Source organism: Williamsia deligens (assembly GCF_024171765.1).
In the GTDB taxonomy this organism is placed as follows: domain Bacteria; phylum Actinomycetota; class Actinomycetes; order Mycobacteriales; family Mycobacteriaceae; genus Williamsia_A; species Williamsia_A deligens.
The window spans coordinates 69,547-85,104 of record NZ_JAMTCI010000003.1 but is presented as its reverse complement, the minus strand read 5'-3'; the positions used below and the strand labels follow the sequence as shown (position 1 = coordinate 85,104).

Here is a 15,558-nt window from a genome sequence, read left to right as displayed (position 1 = left end):
AGGTCCGAGACGGACAGAAGAAAGGCCCTGGACCGCGAGGTCCAGGGCCTTTCTCATCGGGACAGGTCTGTCAGCCCATGCGCTGATGCAACCCGCGTGGCGTCAGCCCACGCGCTGATGCAGCCACGTGACCTCGGCGCCGGCGCCGCCCATGCGGTAGGACTCCAGGGCTTCGTCCCACGCGGTGCCGAGGGCCGCGTCGAGCCGACCGGCGAGGCCGATCGCATCGGGAGCGGAGTCGATCATCGACCGCAGCTGCATCTCCCCCACCACGACGTCACCGTTGGCACTCATCGAGCCGCGCCACAGTCCGAGGCCCGGCACATGGCAGTAGCGTTCGCCGTCGACACCCTCGCTCGGGTTCTCGGTCACCTCGAAGCGCAACACCGGCCACTCGCGCAGGGCGCTGGCGAGCCGGGCTCCGGTGCCGACAGGCCCGGTCCAGTCGACGGTGGCACGTTGGAGTCCACGACCCGCCTCCTGCGCCGACCACTTGAGGTTCGCGCGGGCGTCGAGGGTCGACGACAGAGCCCACTCGACATGTGGGCAGAGTGCGGTCGGTGACGAGTGGATGTAGACCACACCTGTCGTCACGTCCGCGAACTGTTCGAGTCTGCGCACCGGTTCTCACCCTCCGTGGATTCGACGAGGATCGTCTTCCCCAACGACCTGGCGACACCCACCGGAGATAGGTACGAGACCATTGTGCCTCACGGTGCGGGTGATACGCCAGTGGTACGTGTGTTCGAGCGTCAGTCCGTCAGCTCGGCGACCACGGCGTCCGAGAAGTCCGACCACAGCGGCTTGGCCCAGGAGCCGAAGGTCCGGTCGGTGAGGACGACGCAGGCCGCGCCGCGATCGGGATCCACCCACAGGAACGTCCCCGACTGTCCGAAGTGGCCGAAGGTCGTCGGCGACGTCCGTGTCCCGGTCCAGTGCGGCGACTTCTCCCCGCGGATCTCCGGGCCGAGCCCCCAGTCGTTGGGACTGTGGCGGCCGTATCCCGGCACGAACCCGTCGAGTCCGGGGAAGTGCACGGTCGTCATCGCCGCATGGGTGGCCGGGGCGATCAGTCGGGGGGTCAGGAGATCAGCGGCGAGCCGCGCGAGGTCGGCGACGCTGGACGTGGCGCCGTGGCCCGCGGGGCCGTCCAGGGTGGTCGACGACATCGACAGCGGCGCGCACACGGCGTCGCGGAGGTAGTCCGCGAAGTCGATGCCGGTGGCGTCGGTCAGATGCGCCGCGAGGACCGCGTACCCCTGATTCGAGTAGATGCGCTTCTCGCCGGGTCCGGCCTCGACCGCGTCCTCGTCGAAGGCGAGACCCGATGCGTGCGCGAGCAGGTGTTCGACGGTCGACCCCGGTGGGCCCGCGGCATCGGAGAGGGCGATCGCCTCCTCCTCGACGGCGACGGCGATCGCGTGGGCACTGAGCAACTTGGTCACCGACGCCAGGGCGAAGCGGCGGTCCAGGTCGCCGTGGGAGTCGACGACGGACCCGTCGGCGGTCACCACCGCGGCGGCGACGGTGTCGACGGGCCAGTCGTCGAGGTGCGCGAGAGCGTTCACGCACCCATCAGATCACGCGGACAGCGATCACCCGCCGAGGCGGATCAGCGGTCCTTCGCCGGAGGCGGATCAGCGATCCTCGTCCGTGAAGCGGATGACGCCGCGGATGTTGCGTCCCTCCAACATGTCGGTGTACCCGTCGTTGATCTGGTCGAGGCGGTACTGGCGGGTGATCATGTCGTCGATGTTGAGCTTGCCCATCTTGTACATCGACAGCAGCTGCGGGATGTCGAGCTTCGGGTTGGCACCGCCGAAGATGGTCCCCTGCAGGTTCTTCTGCAGGAGCGTGAGCATCGCGAGGTTCAACGTCACCTCGGTCTCCATCATGTTGCCCATGCCGGTCAGCACGCAGGTGCCGGCCTTCGCGGTGATGCCCATCCAGAGGTCGACGTCCTTGCCGTGGACCTCGCCGACGGTGACGATCACCTTGTGCGCCATGTGTCCGGCGGTCACCTCGGCGATGGTCATGGCGGCCTCCTCGACGGAGGCGAAGGCATGGGTGGCCCCGAACTTCATGGCCTGCTCACGCTTCCACTCGACCGGGTCGATGGCGAAGACGTTGCGCGCCCCGGAGATCACCGCGCCCTGCAGCGCCGCCGTCCCGACACCGCCGACGCCGACGATGGCGACGTCCTCGCCCGGCTTGACCGCGCCGCTACGGGTCGACGAGCCGTAGCCGGTGGGGATGCCGCACCCGCAGAGCGCCGCGACCTCGAACGGGATGTCCTTGTCGATCTTCACCGCGGACGCCTCGTGCACCACCATGTACGGCGAGAACGTCCCCAGCAGCGTCATGGGGTAGACGTTCTCCCCCGCCGGGGTCTGGATGCGGAAGGTGTTGTCCGACACGGCCTCCCCCTGCAGGAGCATCGCGCCGAAATCGCACAGGTTGGCCAGTCCGGCCTGACACGACGGACACTTCCCGCACGACGGGATGAACGAGAGCACGACGTGGTCGCCCACCTCGAAGTCGGTGACCCCCTCGCCGAGTTCCTCGACGACGCCCGCGCCCTCGTGCCCACCGAGGATCGGGAACCCGGCCATGGGGATGCCGCCGGTCACCAGGTGGTGATCGGAGTGGCACATCCCGGCCGCCTCCATGCGGATCTTGATCTCGTGGGCCCGGGGGTCGCCGAGCTCCACCTCTTCGATCTGCCACGGGGTGTTGGACTCCCGCAGCAGCGCAGCCTTCGTTCTCATCGGAAACCTCCATGCCTCACACGCGTCTGCCCGCACGGCGCCGGAGAAGACCGGCGGCGCCGTTGCCGGTGACACTAGTCACGATCGCGCAGAAATGGAACGTGTTCTACCTCGGCCGGGCGGAGTGTGTCGGACCGGGCCATAGACTGGGGGAACTCGTCGCGGGCCGAGTCCGAGAGGTACCCGTGCGCCCGCTGGTCGAACGTTTCCCCGCCCGCTGCCCTCACGGCCACCCCCTGGGTGCGCGACGGATGCTCGTCGGCTGGGACAACCGATGTGATCCGCCCCAACGGACATGGATCTGCTTGCGCTGCGGCGTGGTGATGCATCACCACGACTACCCGTGGCCGCTGTCCGAACACCCGCCCGACCGGGCATGATGTCGGATGTGCACCAGACCGGGTCCGAGTCGACGCGTCCTGCGTACGACTCCCCGGATGTCGCGCCACCGATCGTCATCGCGACGCGCAACCGTCTCGTGGCCCCGCGGATCCGTCGGGACCCACCGGCACCCCGGGATCGGCGGAGCAGGCCCGGCGCCGTCACCCGGTTCTGGCAACGTCTCGACGGTCGGTCGGCGGCGGTGCTGCTGTCCACCAGCGGTTCGTTGCCGCTGCCGCTGTTGGGCATGCTCGACCCGACGCTGCTCCGCCCGAACGGGCTGCCCGCGCTGCTCGTGGTCTGGGTGTTCACCCTCGTCGTCCTCACCACGACCGCTGTGGTCGGCCGTCTGACCGATTGGTTGTTCACGGTCTTCGGACTGATCGGCATGCTGGGCATCGCGGTGGCCGCCTGGGCGGTGACCGACCCCGTGGCCGCCGGAGTCGTCATGACCCTGCTCGGCGCGATCCCCGCCATCGCGGCGATGGCGTCGTCTCGGCGGGTGGTGGTGACGTTCGCCGGCGTCGCCATCTGCTGCGCGATCGTCGTGGCCCTGCTCAACGTCACCTCGTTCATCGGCATGCTGGTGACCTGTGGCGCCGGTGTCGCGAACGTCGTCATCCCGGTCTTCATCGTCTCCGCACTGCGGACGTCGCTCGAGGTCTCGATGCAGCGCTACGCCGTCCTCGGCGACACCGACCCCCTCACCGGGCTGCTGAACCGCCGCGGCTTCCTCGCCCGCAGCGGACGCCTCCTGTCGCAGATCGCCGACGCAGAGGTACAGGTCGGGTTCCTCCTCATCGACGTCGACCACTTCAAGACCGTCAACGACCGACTCGGCCACGCCGCCGGTGACGCGGTCCTCGTCGACACCGTCCGCGCGATCCTCGCCTCCGCGCCCCGCGGCAGCCTCATCGGCAGATTCGGTGGCGAGGAGTTCGTCGTCCTCTGCCCCATCCGCGGTCTGCCCGCGCTCACCGAGGCGGCGGAGACCATCCGCACGACGGTCGCGACGACGTCCGCGGTGACCGTCAGCATCGGGGCCGTCGCGGCGCCCCTGTCGGTCACCCGCATGGGCACGTCGAACATCTCCCACGTCGTCGATCACCTCACCCACCTCGCCGACCGGTGGGTGTACGTCGCCAAGAGCGCCGGTCGGGACCGCGTGGTGTGCCTGTCGACGTCGCCGATCCAGTTCGTCGACGGCGACGACGACCAGTCGCGCCTCTACGCGCCCGCCACTGCGTGACGCCCCGTCAGGCGGCCATGCGAGCCGCGACATCGCCGGATCGCATCCGCATGAGACGCACCTGATCCCGCATCACCGACAACATCCGGGGGTCGGCGTCGACCTCCATCGTCCGCGCGTCCCACCACATCAGTCGTGTGCTGTAGCGCTCGTCGGGATAGGCCGTCGCACAGACCGTCTCGTCGATGCGGCCTCCACCGGACTCCCATCGGCGCAGCGAGTGCTCGGCCGACGTCGCCATGATGTACCCGGCGCCGGTGACGGCGAACAGCGGCAACGCGAGCCGCGACAGCACTCCGGCCGTCGCGCGCGGGTCGGGCGCCGTCGGGTCCACCCACGCCGCCTTCACCTCGATCACCCCCTCCGGCAGTCGCGTCTCGATCGCACGGACGACCGCGTCGAGCCCGTCCGAGCCGGCCCACTCGACGACGGCGTGCGACTCGTCGGCTCGGAGGTAGGGGCCCTGCGCGCGGAGTCCACCCCGGCAGACCCCGGCCTCGTCGAGGACCGCGAAGAACACCGCGGTGTCGTGTCCGTCGGCGACGGCGTCGCGGTCGAGCGCCGCGGCCACGCCGTGGGCCGCGTAGCTCGCGTGCGCGCCGTCGAGGTAGTCGCGCCACAGGCGGGCGTCGCCGTCCGGGGTGGCGACGACGAGTCGGGCACCGCCCAGCGGGTCGTCGATCTCCACCCGCAATCCAGGTGTGACCGACCCGTGTGGAACAACCCCCGCGAATTCCGGTGTTGCGACGGACATGACGAATCCTTTCCCCCGAGGATGAATTCAGGAACTACCCGTGAAAATCGCCGATAACGAATCGAAAGTCATTGATCGCGAACATGATCGACGCACGTGACGTGCAGATTCACAAACAGCAACAATGCCGTCGACAATGCCCGAAAAGTCCGTCGGAAATGCACGAATGATCTCCCCCCATCCCCATCTAACAAATGCGCGCGGGAAGAGGCAATTGCCATGACCGTCCACCCTCGTCCCGACACCGTCGGAACGGAGATCCTCGACGAGTCCGACGCGGCGGACCGTCGGCGCCTCGCGGAGTTGTCGGCCGACCCCCTCGTGACCCGGCTGGACACCGTGGCGCAGCAGCGGGCGGAGTTGTCCGCGCTGATCCCGACTCCCGAGCAGGCCCTGCTCGACGAGACCGCGCGGTGGGTCCATCTGCCGTGGCGGCGCACGCTCGTGCACCTGCTGGGTCCGGAGTCGTTCCGGCGCGTGCGGCTCGACCGCAACCGCAACAAGATCACCCTCGAGGAGCAACGAGCGGCTGCGGCCACGACGATCGGGGTCGTCGGCCTGAGCGTCGGTCACGCCATCGCGCACACCATCGCCCTCGAGGGCATCACCGGGACGCTGCGTCTCGCCGACTTCGACGAGCTGGATCTCTCGAACCTCAACCGTGTCCCCGCGACCGTGCTCGATCTCGGGGTCGACAAGGCGGTGGTCGCCGCACGACGCATCGCCGAGATCGACCCGTACCTCCGTGTCGAGATCATGGCCGCACCCGTCGACGCCGAGACCGTCGAGGACTTCCTCGAGGGTCTTGATCTGGTGCTCGAGGAGTGTGACTCGTTCGCGGCCAAGTTCCTCGTGCGCGAGCGGGCCCGGCTCCGCCGGATCCCCGTCGTCACCGAGTCCAGCGACGGTGGCGTCCTCGACGTCGAACGCTTCGACCTCGAGCCGGATCGTCCGCTGTTCCACGGCCTCCTCGGCGACATCGACCCCGACGCCGTCGCCGCAGCGGGACCGGCGGGGCGCATCGGCGCCGCAGCGACGCTGCTCGACGCGAGTCGCATCACCCCCCGGATGGGCGCCTCGGTGCTCGAGGTGGGACGGACCCTGTCGACGTGGCCACAGCTCGGCGGGGACGTCGCGCTCGGCGGCGCGACGTGCGCGGCCGCGATCCGCCGGCTGGTCCAGGGGCTCCCGTTGCCGTCGGGGCGGACCCGCATCGACATCGAGGGTGCTCTCGACACGCTGGAACCGCCGCCTCTCCCCCGCATCCCGGACGGCGGACCATCGCCCGACCGGGTGGCCCTGTCCGACGTCGAGGCCATCGCCGCCGCACGCAGCCGGTCGGGGAACGCCTCGTGGACCTCCGTCGTCGATGTCGACGGCATGTCGATGCACGTGGCGCTGGACCACGACCGCCCGACGTCACGCGTCGACGTCGACCGGCGGGGATCGGCGTTCGCACTCGGGGCCACGGTCCGGGCGATGATCGTCGCGGCAGCCGGACGCGGGATGTCCGGCGAGGCCGTGGTGGACGGGCGCGACGACGACCCCGACGGCTCGGTGGTCTGGGGGCCCTCCGCGACGCGCGGGGACGACGGCATGGGCGGCGGGGCGAACGCCGCCCTGGACACCATCACCGATCTCTCCGACGACACGGCCACCGTCCGCGTCGTCGCCGACCGGGCCGCCGTCGAGCGCTACGCCGCCGCTCTGGCCGTCGGGGAGCGGATCCGGTGGCTGACACCGGATCTCCACGCCGAACTCGTCACGTCACCGCCCGTGCTCCCGCCCGGGGCCGCGGCGCTGCTCGGCGTCCTCACCCGTGCCGACGTGATGGCACACCTGTCGGACTGGGATGCCGGCCAGGCTCTCGGCGACCTCACCCGGGGTGCCGTCGCAGGATCGTCAGCCCTCGTGGTGGTGACCGCCGCCGGCTGGTCGGCGGCGGACTTCGCCCGTGCGGGGATCGTCGCCGAGACCGTGTGGGCCCGGCTCGCGGCGACGGGGAGGGATGTCGCGGCGGCGCAACCGATCACCGGTTACGCCCGCGACGACGACGAACGTCGGGGCATCGCGCCCGAGCGCGGCGATCAGCTGTGCGCGGCGGACCGGGACGCCCGGGACGCGCTCGGCCTCGCGCCCGACGACGCGCCGGCGCTCGTGATGCGGGTGGCCTAGTAGGCGCCGTCGCGGGAGACGACCGCCCGGGCCGTCCGCCACAGGATGATGAGGTCCTGCATGATCGACCAGTTCTCGACGTAGGTGAGATCGAGACGGACCGACTCCTCCCAGGACAGGTCCGACCGGCCCGACACCTGCCACAGGCCGGTGATGCCCGGCTTCACCAGCATCCGCCGGGTCACGATGTGGTCGTAGGTCTCGACCTCCTCGCGCAACGGCGGACGGGGTCCCACCAGGCTCATCGACCCGCCCAGGACGTTGAACAGCTGGGGCAGTTCGTCGAGGCTGTACCGCCGCAACACCTTCCCGACGCGGGTGACGCGGGGGTCGTCGGCGATCTTGAACAGGACGCTGTTGCCGGCGTCGCGGTCGGTGAGCAGGGCGCGCTGTGTGTCGGCACCGACGACCATGGACCGGAACTTCCACATCGGGAACGGCTCGTTGCCCAGGCCGATCCGTTCACCCCGGTAGAACACCGGGCCCGGGGACGAGAGCTTCACCGCGAGTGCGCACACCACCATCACCGGTGAGAGCGCCAGCAGCAGCAGTGCGGTCACCGATCGGTCGAAGGCGGCCTTGAGGAAGCGGTTGGCCCCCTGGTAGGCAGGCTTGTCGATGTGGAGCAACGGCAGACCGGCGACCGGTCGCACCATCATCCGGGGACCGGCGACATCCGTCACGCCGGGTGAGACGAGCATGTCGACGTCCATGCCCTCGAGGTCCCACGAGAGTTCGCGCATGGCGGAGTGCCCCAGCACCTCCGCCGAAGTGACGGCGACGGTCGTCGCCCCGGACAGGGCGACCGCCGTCCGCGCGTCGGAGAAGTCGCCGAAGACCGGGATGACACGAGCGCCCGACTGGATGATCTCGGGGTCGCTCGGCTTCTCGACGGGCAGGCACATGCCGACGACCTCGTAGCCGAGCTCCGGGTTCGCGTCGAGCCGCTCGATGAGCAGCTGCGCCGATCGGATGCCGCCCATCACCAGCACCCGCTCCAGGTAGCGCCCGGCACGACGCATCCGCGCGACGTGGCGCCGCAGGAGCCAGCGGGAGGTCACGAGCAGTACCGCACCGAGCGGGAACGCGACGGCGATGAACCCGCGGGCGACGCTGAGGCGGAGCAGCTGGTCGACGATGGCGAGCACGCCGAAGGTGGTGAGGGTGGCGGTGAGGACACGGCTGTACTCGGCCGGCCCACTGCCCAGCACCCGGCGGTCCGCGCTCTGGTTGACGCGCAGCATCGCGTACCAGAACAGCGCGATCAGCAGGGCGATGGCGACCGCGGGCCAGCGGAAGCGGCCGAGGGTGTGGACGAGGTCGTAGCCGAAGCGGACCACCAGGGCGATGAGCACCGCCGCCACGACGACGGCGAAGTCGATGACCCGGACGCGGGCGGAGTACTGGTACAGCCAGTGCTGCGACCGCGGCTGGACGAACTCGGCGCGGCGCGCGGGCTCGTCGCGGCGTCCGGCGCCGGGGAGGCGACGGACGGAGGGAGCGCGGGAGGGCCGGGTCATCGATGGTCCTTCGTGACGGGCGGGGGCGCGGACGGGCGGGCGCAGGAAGCCGAGCCGTCCCACCACGTCGTGGGCGTACCGGGGACCGGGGTGGAGCGGCCTCGAGGTCGTGGGGCCTTCCAGGCCAGGCGTCGCGGATGGGCGATCGCCGTGTCCCCGGGGACAGCATGGGCCGTGGCGCGGGATCGCCGCGCGTCGGCCGTCGACAGGGAAGTCGCTTCGCGCGTGCGTCGTGTTACGTCGTCGCGGTCAGAGCCTGGCCCGCCATGGCGGTCAGCAGTCGCGCGGCCGTGTCCGGCGGCAGGTCGGGCATGCGGGGGGCGGCGTTGATCAGACCGAAGACCGCGTGGGCGCGAGCGAGACCGTCCTCGCGGCCCACGCCCAGCACGTCGACGACGGTGTCCGCCCACAGATCGACGTAGCTGCGCTGCAGGCGGCGGACCACCGCCCTCGGGCCCTCGTCGAGCGATGCGAGATCACGGGACTGGACCGCGATGAGGTCGGGCTCGGTGAGCGCGAACCGGACATGGAAGGCGACCAGGTCGGCGAGCCGCTCGCGGGGAGCGTCGCCGCGCGCGACCACCTCGCTGCCTCCGTGCAGGAGACGTTCGGACACATCGGTCAGCAGTTGTGCGAGCAGGTCCTGCTTGTTGGCGAAGTGCCGGTACATCGCGGGCCCGCTGACACCGACCGCTGCACCGATGTCCTCGAGTCGCACCGCGGAGTACCCGCGCCGTGCCATCAGGGCCGCGGCGGCGGCGAGGAGATCACGACGCCGTTCGGCCTTGGCCTCGCTCCGGGAGGTGCGTTCCGACGACCCCCCGGTGGGCGCGGACGCGGTCATCGACCGCAACTCGTGGGTGCCGGGAGGCCCGCGAACCGGTCCCGCAGCCACGGCAGGGCGGTGGTGATGTCGACGTCCCCGTGTCCCCGGCCCGGCTGCTCGACGGCCTTGATCGTATCCCCGAGCGCGCAGGCCCGCTGGACGGCGGCGCGCGTCCAGGCGGCGTCGATGAAGGTGTCCGCGTCACCGAACAGGACCAACAGCGGCGCGGACGCGCGCCGCTGCGGCAGGGCGTACGACGTGAGCAGCGCCCGCAACCGGGCTGCGGCCTCCGCGGTGCGCGGCGCGATGTCACCCGGCCGCAGGGCGGCGATGGCCGCCGCGCGGTTCGCGCCGGCGGCCGCGCTGCAGGACGACAGGGTGTCCCACAGTCGTGCACCGTTCGCCGACCGGTAGTCGTCTCGGACGATCTGCGGGTTCGCGCGCGCCGCCGCCTCGATGAACAGCTGCAGCGACGGGGCCTGGTCGGAGGTGAGCGTCCCGGCGATCGACTTGTCGACCAGGCCGACGACGTCGGCGGCCGGCGCCGCGGCGACGACGCCCAGCGGTGTCAGATCCGGTGCGTAGCCGGCGCTCTCCTCGTCCGCGGCCCAGATGACCCCGCCGCCCTGCGAGGACCCGAACCCCGCCCAGCGAGCCGACACGGAACCGAACACCGTGCGGGTGGCGCGCACGGCGTCGAGGACGTCGCGACCCGCGGTGGGCGAATCGAGGTACGGGTGGACCCCCGGCGCGCCCAGACCCTGGTAGTCGGGGACGGCGACGGCGTAGCCGGCCCCCACGAGGGACTGCGCGATGGACAGCAGTCCGCCGAGCTCGGGTGACCGCGACGGCGCGCACGCCTGGTCGATGCCGGTGGTGCCGTGCGCCAGGGCGACCACCGGCCACCCACCCTGCGGCGGGGTACCGCCGGGGACGAACGAGGTGCCGGTGACGCGGATGGGTCGACCCGAGGGATCGGTCGACACATAGGTGATGCTCGCGCCCTGCGCGCGGACCAGCTTCATCGGCACGGTGAGATCGCCGTAGTCCGACGCAGCGACCACCGACCCGGGACTGTCCCCACCCGGGACCCGTAGTCGGGGGCTGTCGGGGAAGAACACCGGCCACAGCACCACGGACCCGACCGCGACGACGGCGACGAGCAGCACCGCGATCGTGACGAGCGCCCACCGGAGCGCGCGGGTCACGAGACCTGCACCCGGATCCGTTCCCCGAAGGGCTTACGCATGACGGCGTCCGCACATCGGACCACTCGCGTCTCGCCGTCCACGTACTCGTCGCTCGTCGGGAAGCCGTACTCGGGTCGCCATGCGTCCAGCATCTCACCGGTCAGGGAGTGCACGCCCGTCGCCGGCGACCAGAAGACGGTCATCGGTGTGATGCCCCGGGCGTCCTGCCGACCGTCGAGGAACGGTCCGTCCGGGACCGCGCGGCGCGCGGCCAGGTAGTCGACCACCGCCGACGGTGCGGCGTAACAGTCGTCCCGGCTGCAGATCACCTGGCCGCCCGCGAACTCCTGCCGCACCACGGGGATCCCGCGCGGCGAGATCTCCCGGTACCACGGCGTCACCGCCCCGCCGACCTTCGCATCGCCGGTCTCCGCCGCCGCGATCACGCGTCGGTGCACGTCGTCGTCGACCATGTGCCGCGCGATCAGCGCCTTCAGGCGGGTGTAGGCGGGCTTGGGTGAGAAGTCGGTGTGCAGGATCCCGAACGCGTCCTCCTTGTCGGTGCTACCGGTCCGGCGGTCCCGCAACTCGTGCACGATCACCGGACCCGCGTACGACAGCTGCGACCACTCCCGGACCGACGCGGTCACCACGTCGGCCTGCGCCTCCGGCGTCGTCGGGAACGCGCCGGCCGTCGGGTACCCGATCTCGGTCGCCCACATCTTCTTGGCCCCGTCCCCGTGGGCGCGCATCACCGCGTACATGTCGGCCACCATCCGCATGGCGGCCTCGGGGTTGTGCGGGTCGGACGAGAACGACGCGGGGTACGAGTACGGGTGCACCGACAGGGCGTCGAAGTACCCCTTGCCGCCGGCGGCGTAGATCCCCTTGAGGAACCGCAGGCCGTTGATGGTGGTGTCGCTGTCGACCGCGGTGGCGATCGACCCGCCCACCACGGTGATGTCCTCGTCGACGCTCTTCAGCGAGCGGTACGCCGCACGCAGCAGGGCCGTGTAGGCCGCGGGGTCGGGGCCGGGCCGGAAGTAGTAGCCCCCGTTGGGCTCGTTCCAGATCTCGAAGGTGTCGACACGTCCGGCGAGGTGGCGCGCTGCGTCGGCCGCGAACTCCCCGAAGCGAGCCGCCGAGGCCGGTCGCTGCGCGATCGGTCCGGGCTCACCCGCCGCCCACGCGGGCGTGTAGTCGAGGATGCCGAGGATCTCGATGCCGTGGCGTCGCGCCGAGTCGACGACGGCGTCGGTGGCCCCCCAGTTCCACACGCCCTCCTGGGGTTCCACGGCGGGCCAGGCGATGTCCATCCGCAGCAGGGAGACACCAAGGCCGTTCATGGCACGCATGGACCGGTCGATGACGGCCGGGCTCGACCCGATGATGTTGGTGCCCCCGCTGACCCCGACACGGGCCAGGGGGCTCGGCGGCGCGAGCGGCGTGGTCGTCGTCGGGGCCTGCGGCGCCGTACTCGGCGCCGTCGTGCACGCCGACATCGTCACGAACGCGAGGAGAACACCGACGACGGCCGTCGAGACGCTGACGCGACGGGGCCGTGACCGGCGCACGAGCGACCTCCGGGTCGGCCCCCCGCCGCGCTCGTTTCGATCCCTGTAAGCGTCGATGAGATGACTTTAGTCACTGTTCACGGTGGCGAACGACATTTGCGCCCCCGTGAAGAGGGGAATCTCATGCGTGCCCGTCAGCGGGTGCGGGACCGCTTCGCGACGGCGATGGCGGGCTTCTCCACGAAGCGATAGGTCAGGGACGCGCAGACCAAGGTGGCCGCGAACACGAGCACGAGGTTGCGCCCGAGACCTGCCCAGGTGTCCCCCGCGAGCAGTCCCCACCGGCCCAGCAGCATGAGCAGCGGGAAATGCCAGAGGTACATGCTGAGCGAGATCCGGCCGAGGTACTCGAACGGGCGCCAGTCGACCACCTCGGCGATCCGGGACCGCGCACCGTGGGCCAGCGGCAACACGATGACCGCGATGATGAGACCCGATGCGAGGGACGTGGCCGCCACCTGCTGGTTGCTGCCCGCCACCAGCAGGATCAGCATCAGCAGCAGCGAGGGCAGGAGCAGGATCGCCGCCCACCGACGCGCGCGGATCGCGAAGCGCGACGACAGCGCCCCGGATTCGACGGCGACGAACAGGACCGCCGCGATCATGCCGAAGGTGAAGGTCTGCGACCCACCCAGGAAGCTACGCAGGATGACCGCCGACCAGTTCGGCCCGAAGTTGGCCGCGACGACGTCGTCGATGCCCTGGTGGCGGGCGATGGCATCGGCGACGGCAGTGCCGGCGACGCCGAGCACCCCGAACGCCACAGGCGCGGCGAGCGCCAGGCGCAGGGCTGAGGTGGTGCGGCGGCGGCGACGGATCGCGAAGACGGCCCACCCGACCAGCGGCAGGCTGATGTAGAAGGCGTACTCCAGCGTCAGCGACCACGACGGGTTGATGCCGGTCTGGATCAGGCCCGGGATGTAGGTCTGGACCAGGAAGAGGTTGGCGAGCAGCGTGACGGGGTCGGTGATCATGCCGGTGCCCGCCTCGCTGCCGACGACGAGCGCCTGCTGGGCGTTGCGGACGAACACGGCCTGCAGCACGAAGTTCGCGATGAGGAACACGACCAGGTAACACGGCATGATCCGCAGGACACGGTGGACGACGAAGCTGCGGACGTCGGGCTGGTGGTCGCGTCCCGCGAACAGGTGTCGGACGATCGGCAGATAGAGCAGGAAGCCCGACAGGGCGAAGAAGAAGATCAACGCCTGCCCGAGGAGCTGCAACTTGCCCGACGTCGCGGTGTCGGGCGAGTAGTGACCCGCCACGTGCACGATGAGGATGCAGACACACGCGATGCCGCGGGGCCCGTCGAGTCCGCTGATGCGTCGGTACCGCCGGGGTGCGGCGGTGGGCTCGGATGTCGTGGGATCCGTGCCGTCCGCGGCGACCCCCTCGACTCGCTGCTCGGTCATCGGTGTCCCCTTGTCGGCCGAACAGAGCAGCGCCTCCCCCGAGCGCTCTCCGCGGTGTGTGCATGTGGATCATAGGTGGCCCGTGCTCCCCTGGCATGTCCAGCATCCGTGATTCACTCCTCGCGTCGGGTCCCCGTGTCCCGGTTGACCCCTCGCCCGTGAAAGGTCGCAGCATGCGTCGCCCGTTGCCCCGCCGCCTGACCACGGTGATCGTGGTGATCCTCGCGGCGCTCGGCCCGGTCGCGTGTGGCGCGGACGGGCCCTCCGGTGCGCCGCCGTCGTCGGCCGTGTCCCCGATCGTCCGCGACGCGCACGGGTTCGGTGTCGCGATGGGTGCCGAGGTCTTCTACGAGGCCGCCGCCGCCGCCTCCGCCGACCTGTCCGCGGCAGCCGCGGCCGGCGTCGGGTCGATCCGACTCCCCGTCTTCTGGGCCGCGGTGCAGCCGTTCGGACCGGACACCTTCACCTGGTCGGTCGTCGACCGCCTCGTCGACACCGCCCGGTCGAAGGGCCTGCAGGTGCTGGCCAGCGTCGGGGGGTCGCCGCCGTGGGCCGCGGACCCGACCGTCACCGGGCCCTACTCGGCGCCGCGTGACGTCGGCGCCTGGGACCGGTTCGTCGGTGCCCTCGCCCAGCGCTACCGGGGTCGCATCGCCGCATACGAGATCTGGAACGAACCGAACAGCTCGATGTTCTTCGCGCCCCGGGTCGACGCGTCGCTGTACACACGACTGCTCCGGGACGCCCACCGGGCGATCCGGGCCGCGGACCCCGACGCCACGGTGGTCGCCGGCGCACTCGGGACCGTGGTCGACACCACGACGACGAGCGATCCCGTCGACTTCCTGCGCCAGATGTACGCCGACGGGGCCGCAGGGTCCTTCGACGCCCTCTCGGTCCACCCCTACAAGTACGACCTCGGCCTGGGGCAGGCGTGGGCAATCCCGGACTCTCCCGGCAGGCAGATCGCCGAGATGCGCCGCCTGATGGGCGATCACGGCGACGGCGGGAAGAAGATGTGGGTGACCGAGTACGGGCTGCCCACCTCCGCCGTCGGTGTCGACCGCCAGGCGAGAATGCTCGCCGACTTCGGCCGCGACTGGGTCCAGTTGCCGTTCGCGGGCCCGGTGTTCTGGTACACGCTGCGGGACCGCGCGACCGGCAGGACCGACGACGAGGACAACTTCGGCGTCCTGCGCAGCGACTTCACCCCCAAGCCCGCAGCGTCGGTCGTCACCGACTACGCGCGCGACGGCGTCTCGCCCGGTGCCGACGCGGCCCGGTTCTCCGACGCACCACTGCCTCCCGATGGAGGTGAGGTCGTCAGCCCTGTCTTCCGCGCCACGCGGTCCGGGGTGCTCGCGCGGTTCCAGCGCGATGCCGCGGTGTACGCGACACCCCGCGGATTCGTCACCACCACACCGCAGGTGGCCCTCGCGGCGATCACCGCGGACACCTACCCGACGGGACTGTTCGGTGACGACCACCAGGATCTCGCCGACGGCACGACGGTGTTCACCAGCGACATCGGTGGCGTCCACGTGATCGGCAGCGGCGTCATGGACGGCTGGGTCCGCTCGCTCGGCGCCGCGGTGACCGACGAGATGCCGGCCGGCGGCGGATCGGTCAAGGTCGACTTCGACCACGGGTCCATCACCTGGTCGCCCGACCGCGGTGCGATGCGGTCGCAGTCGTGAACCGACGCG

At 70.9% G+C, this 15,558-nt stretch carries 12 protein-coding genes; 3 read left to right on the top strand and 9 right to left on the bottom strand.

The annotated features are described in order from the left end of the window. Nucleotides 1-102: 102 nt before the first annotated feature. The 3 genes from LX14_RS17615 to LX14_RS17605 form a co-directional block, all read right to left on the bottom strand. A complete protein-coding gene (locus LX14_RS17615) occupies nt 103-621 on the bottom strand; it encodes a DUF3145 domain-containing protein (RefSeq protein ID WP_253648678.1) in 519 nt (172 codons plus the stop codon). Nucleotides 622-752: 131 nt separating this feature from the next. Continuing rightward, entirely contained in the window at nt 753-1,568 is an 816-nt protein-coding gene (locus LX14_RS17610) for a serine hydrolase domain-containing protein (protein WP_253648677.1), read from the bottom strand. Nucleotides 1,569-1,637: 69 nt separating this feature from the next. Next, the gene (locus tag LX14_RS17605; protein ID WP_253648676.1) at nt 1,638-2,768 is read right to left on the bottom strand and encodes an NDMA-dependent alcohol dehydrogenase; all 1,131 of its coding nucleotides are present in this window, start codon (nt 2,766-2,768) and stop codon (nt 1,638-1,640) included. A 388-nt stretch (nt 2,769-3,156) separates the two neighbouring features. Here LX14_RS17605 and LX14_RS21015 point away from each other — a divergent pair, with 388 nt between their 5' ends. Next, on the top strand, nt 3,157-4,398 hold the full coding sequence (locus LX14_RS21015; protein ID WP_308214136.1) for a GGDEF domain-containing protein: 1,242 nt from the start codon (nt 3,157-3,159) through the stop codon (nt 4,396-4,398). A 7-nt stretch (nt 4,399-4,405) separates the two neighbouring features. On the opposite strand, the gene LX14_RS17595 is transcribed toward LX14_RS21015, so the two are convergent. Beyond that, nucleotides 4,406-5,086 (bottom strand): hypothetical protein, encoded by a 681-nt coding sequence (locus tag LX14_RS17595; RefSeq protein ID WP_253648675.1) that lies wholly within the window; start codon nt 5,084-5,086, stop codon nt 4,406-4,408. Between the two features lie 285 nt (nt 5,087-5,371). On the opposite strand from LX14_RS17595, the gene LX14_RS17590 reads away from it, so the two are divergent. Continuing rightward, complete coding sequence (locus LX14_RS17590) at nt 5,372-7,327, top strand: Rv1355c family protein (RefSeq protein ID WP_253648674.1); 1,956 nt, start codon at nt 5,372-5,374, stop codon at nt 7,325-7,327. Here LX14_RS17590 and LX14_RS17585 read toward each other — a convergent pair. The 5 genes from LX14_RS17585 to LX14_RS17565 form a co-directional block, all read right to left on the bottom strand. After that, the gene (locus LX14_RS17585) at nt 7,324-8,847 is read right to left on the bottom strand and encodes a sugar transferase (RefSeq protein ID WP_253648673.1); all 1,524 of its coding nucleotides are present in this window, start codon (nt 8,845-8,847) and stop codon (nt 7,324-7,326) included. The genes LX14_RS17590 and LX14_RS17585 overlap by 4 nt on opposite strands. A 235-nt stretch (nt 8,848-9,082) precedes the next feature. After that, nucleotides 9,083-9,691: a TetR/AcrR family transcriptional regulator gene (locus tag LX14_RS17580; RefSeq protein WP_253648672.1), complete on the bottom strand. Its 609-nt coding sequence runs from the start codon at nt 9,689-9,691 to the stop codon at nt 9,083-9,085. After that, nucleotides 9,688-10,881: a lipase family protein gene (locus LX14_RS17575; protein ID WP_253648671.1), complete on the bottom strand. Its 1,194-nt coding sequence runs from the start codon at nt 10,879-10,881 to the stop codon at nt 9,688-9,690. Before LX14_RS17575 ends, LX14_RS17580 begins: the two co-directional genes overlap by 4 nt. Then, nucleotides 10,878-12,437, bottom strand: coding sequence for a beta-galactosidase (locus LX14_RS17570; protein ID WP_253648670.1), 1,560 nt, complete (start codon nt 12,435-12,437; stop codon nt 10,878-10,880). Before LX14_RS17570 ends, LX14_RS17575 begins: the two co-directional genes overlap by 4 nt. Nucleotides 12,438-12,571: 134 nt before the next feature. Further along, nucleotides 12,572-13,852, bottom strand: a complete 1,281-nt coding sequence (locus tag LX14_RS17565) for an acyltransferase family protein (RefSeq protein WP_253648669.1) — start codon at nt 13,850-13,852, stop codon at nt 12,572-12,574. 173 nt (nt 13,853-14,025) lie between these two features. Between LX14_RS17565 and LX14_RS17560 the strand changes: the two genes are divergently transcribed. Beyond that, nucleotides 14,026-15,549, top strand: coding sequence for a cellulase family glycosylhydrolase (locus LX14_RS17560; protein ID WP_253648668.1), 1,524 nt, complete (start codon nt 14,026-14,028; stop codon nt 15,547-15,549). Nucleotides 15,550-15,558 lie beyond the last annotated feature (9 nt).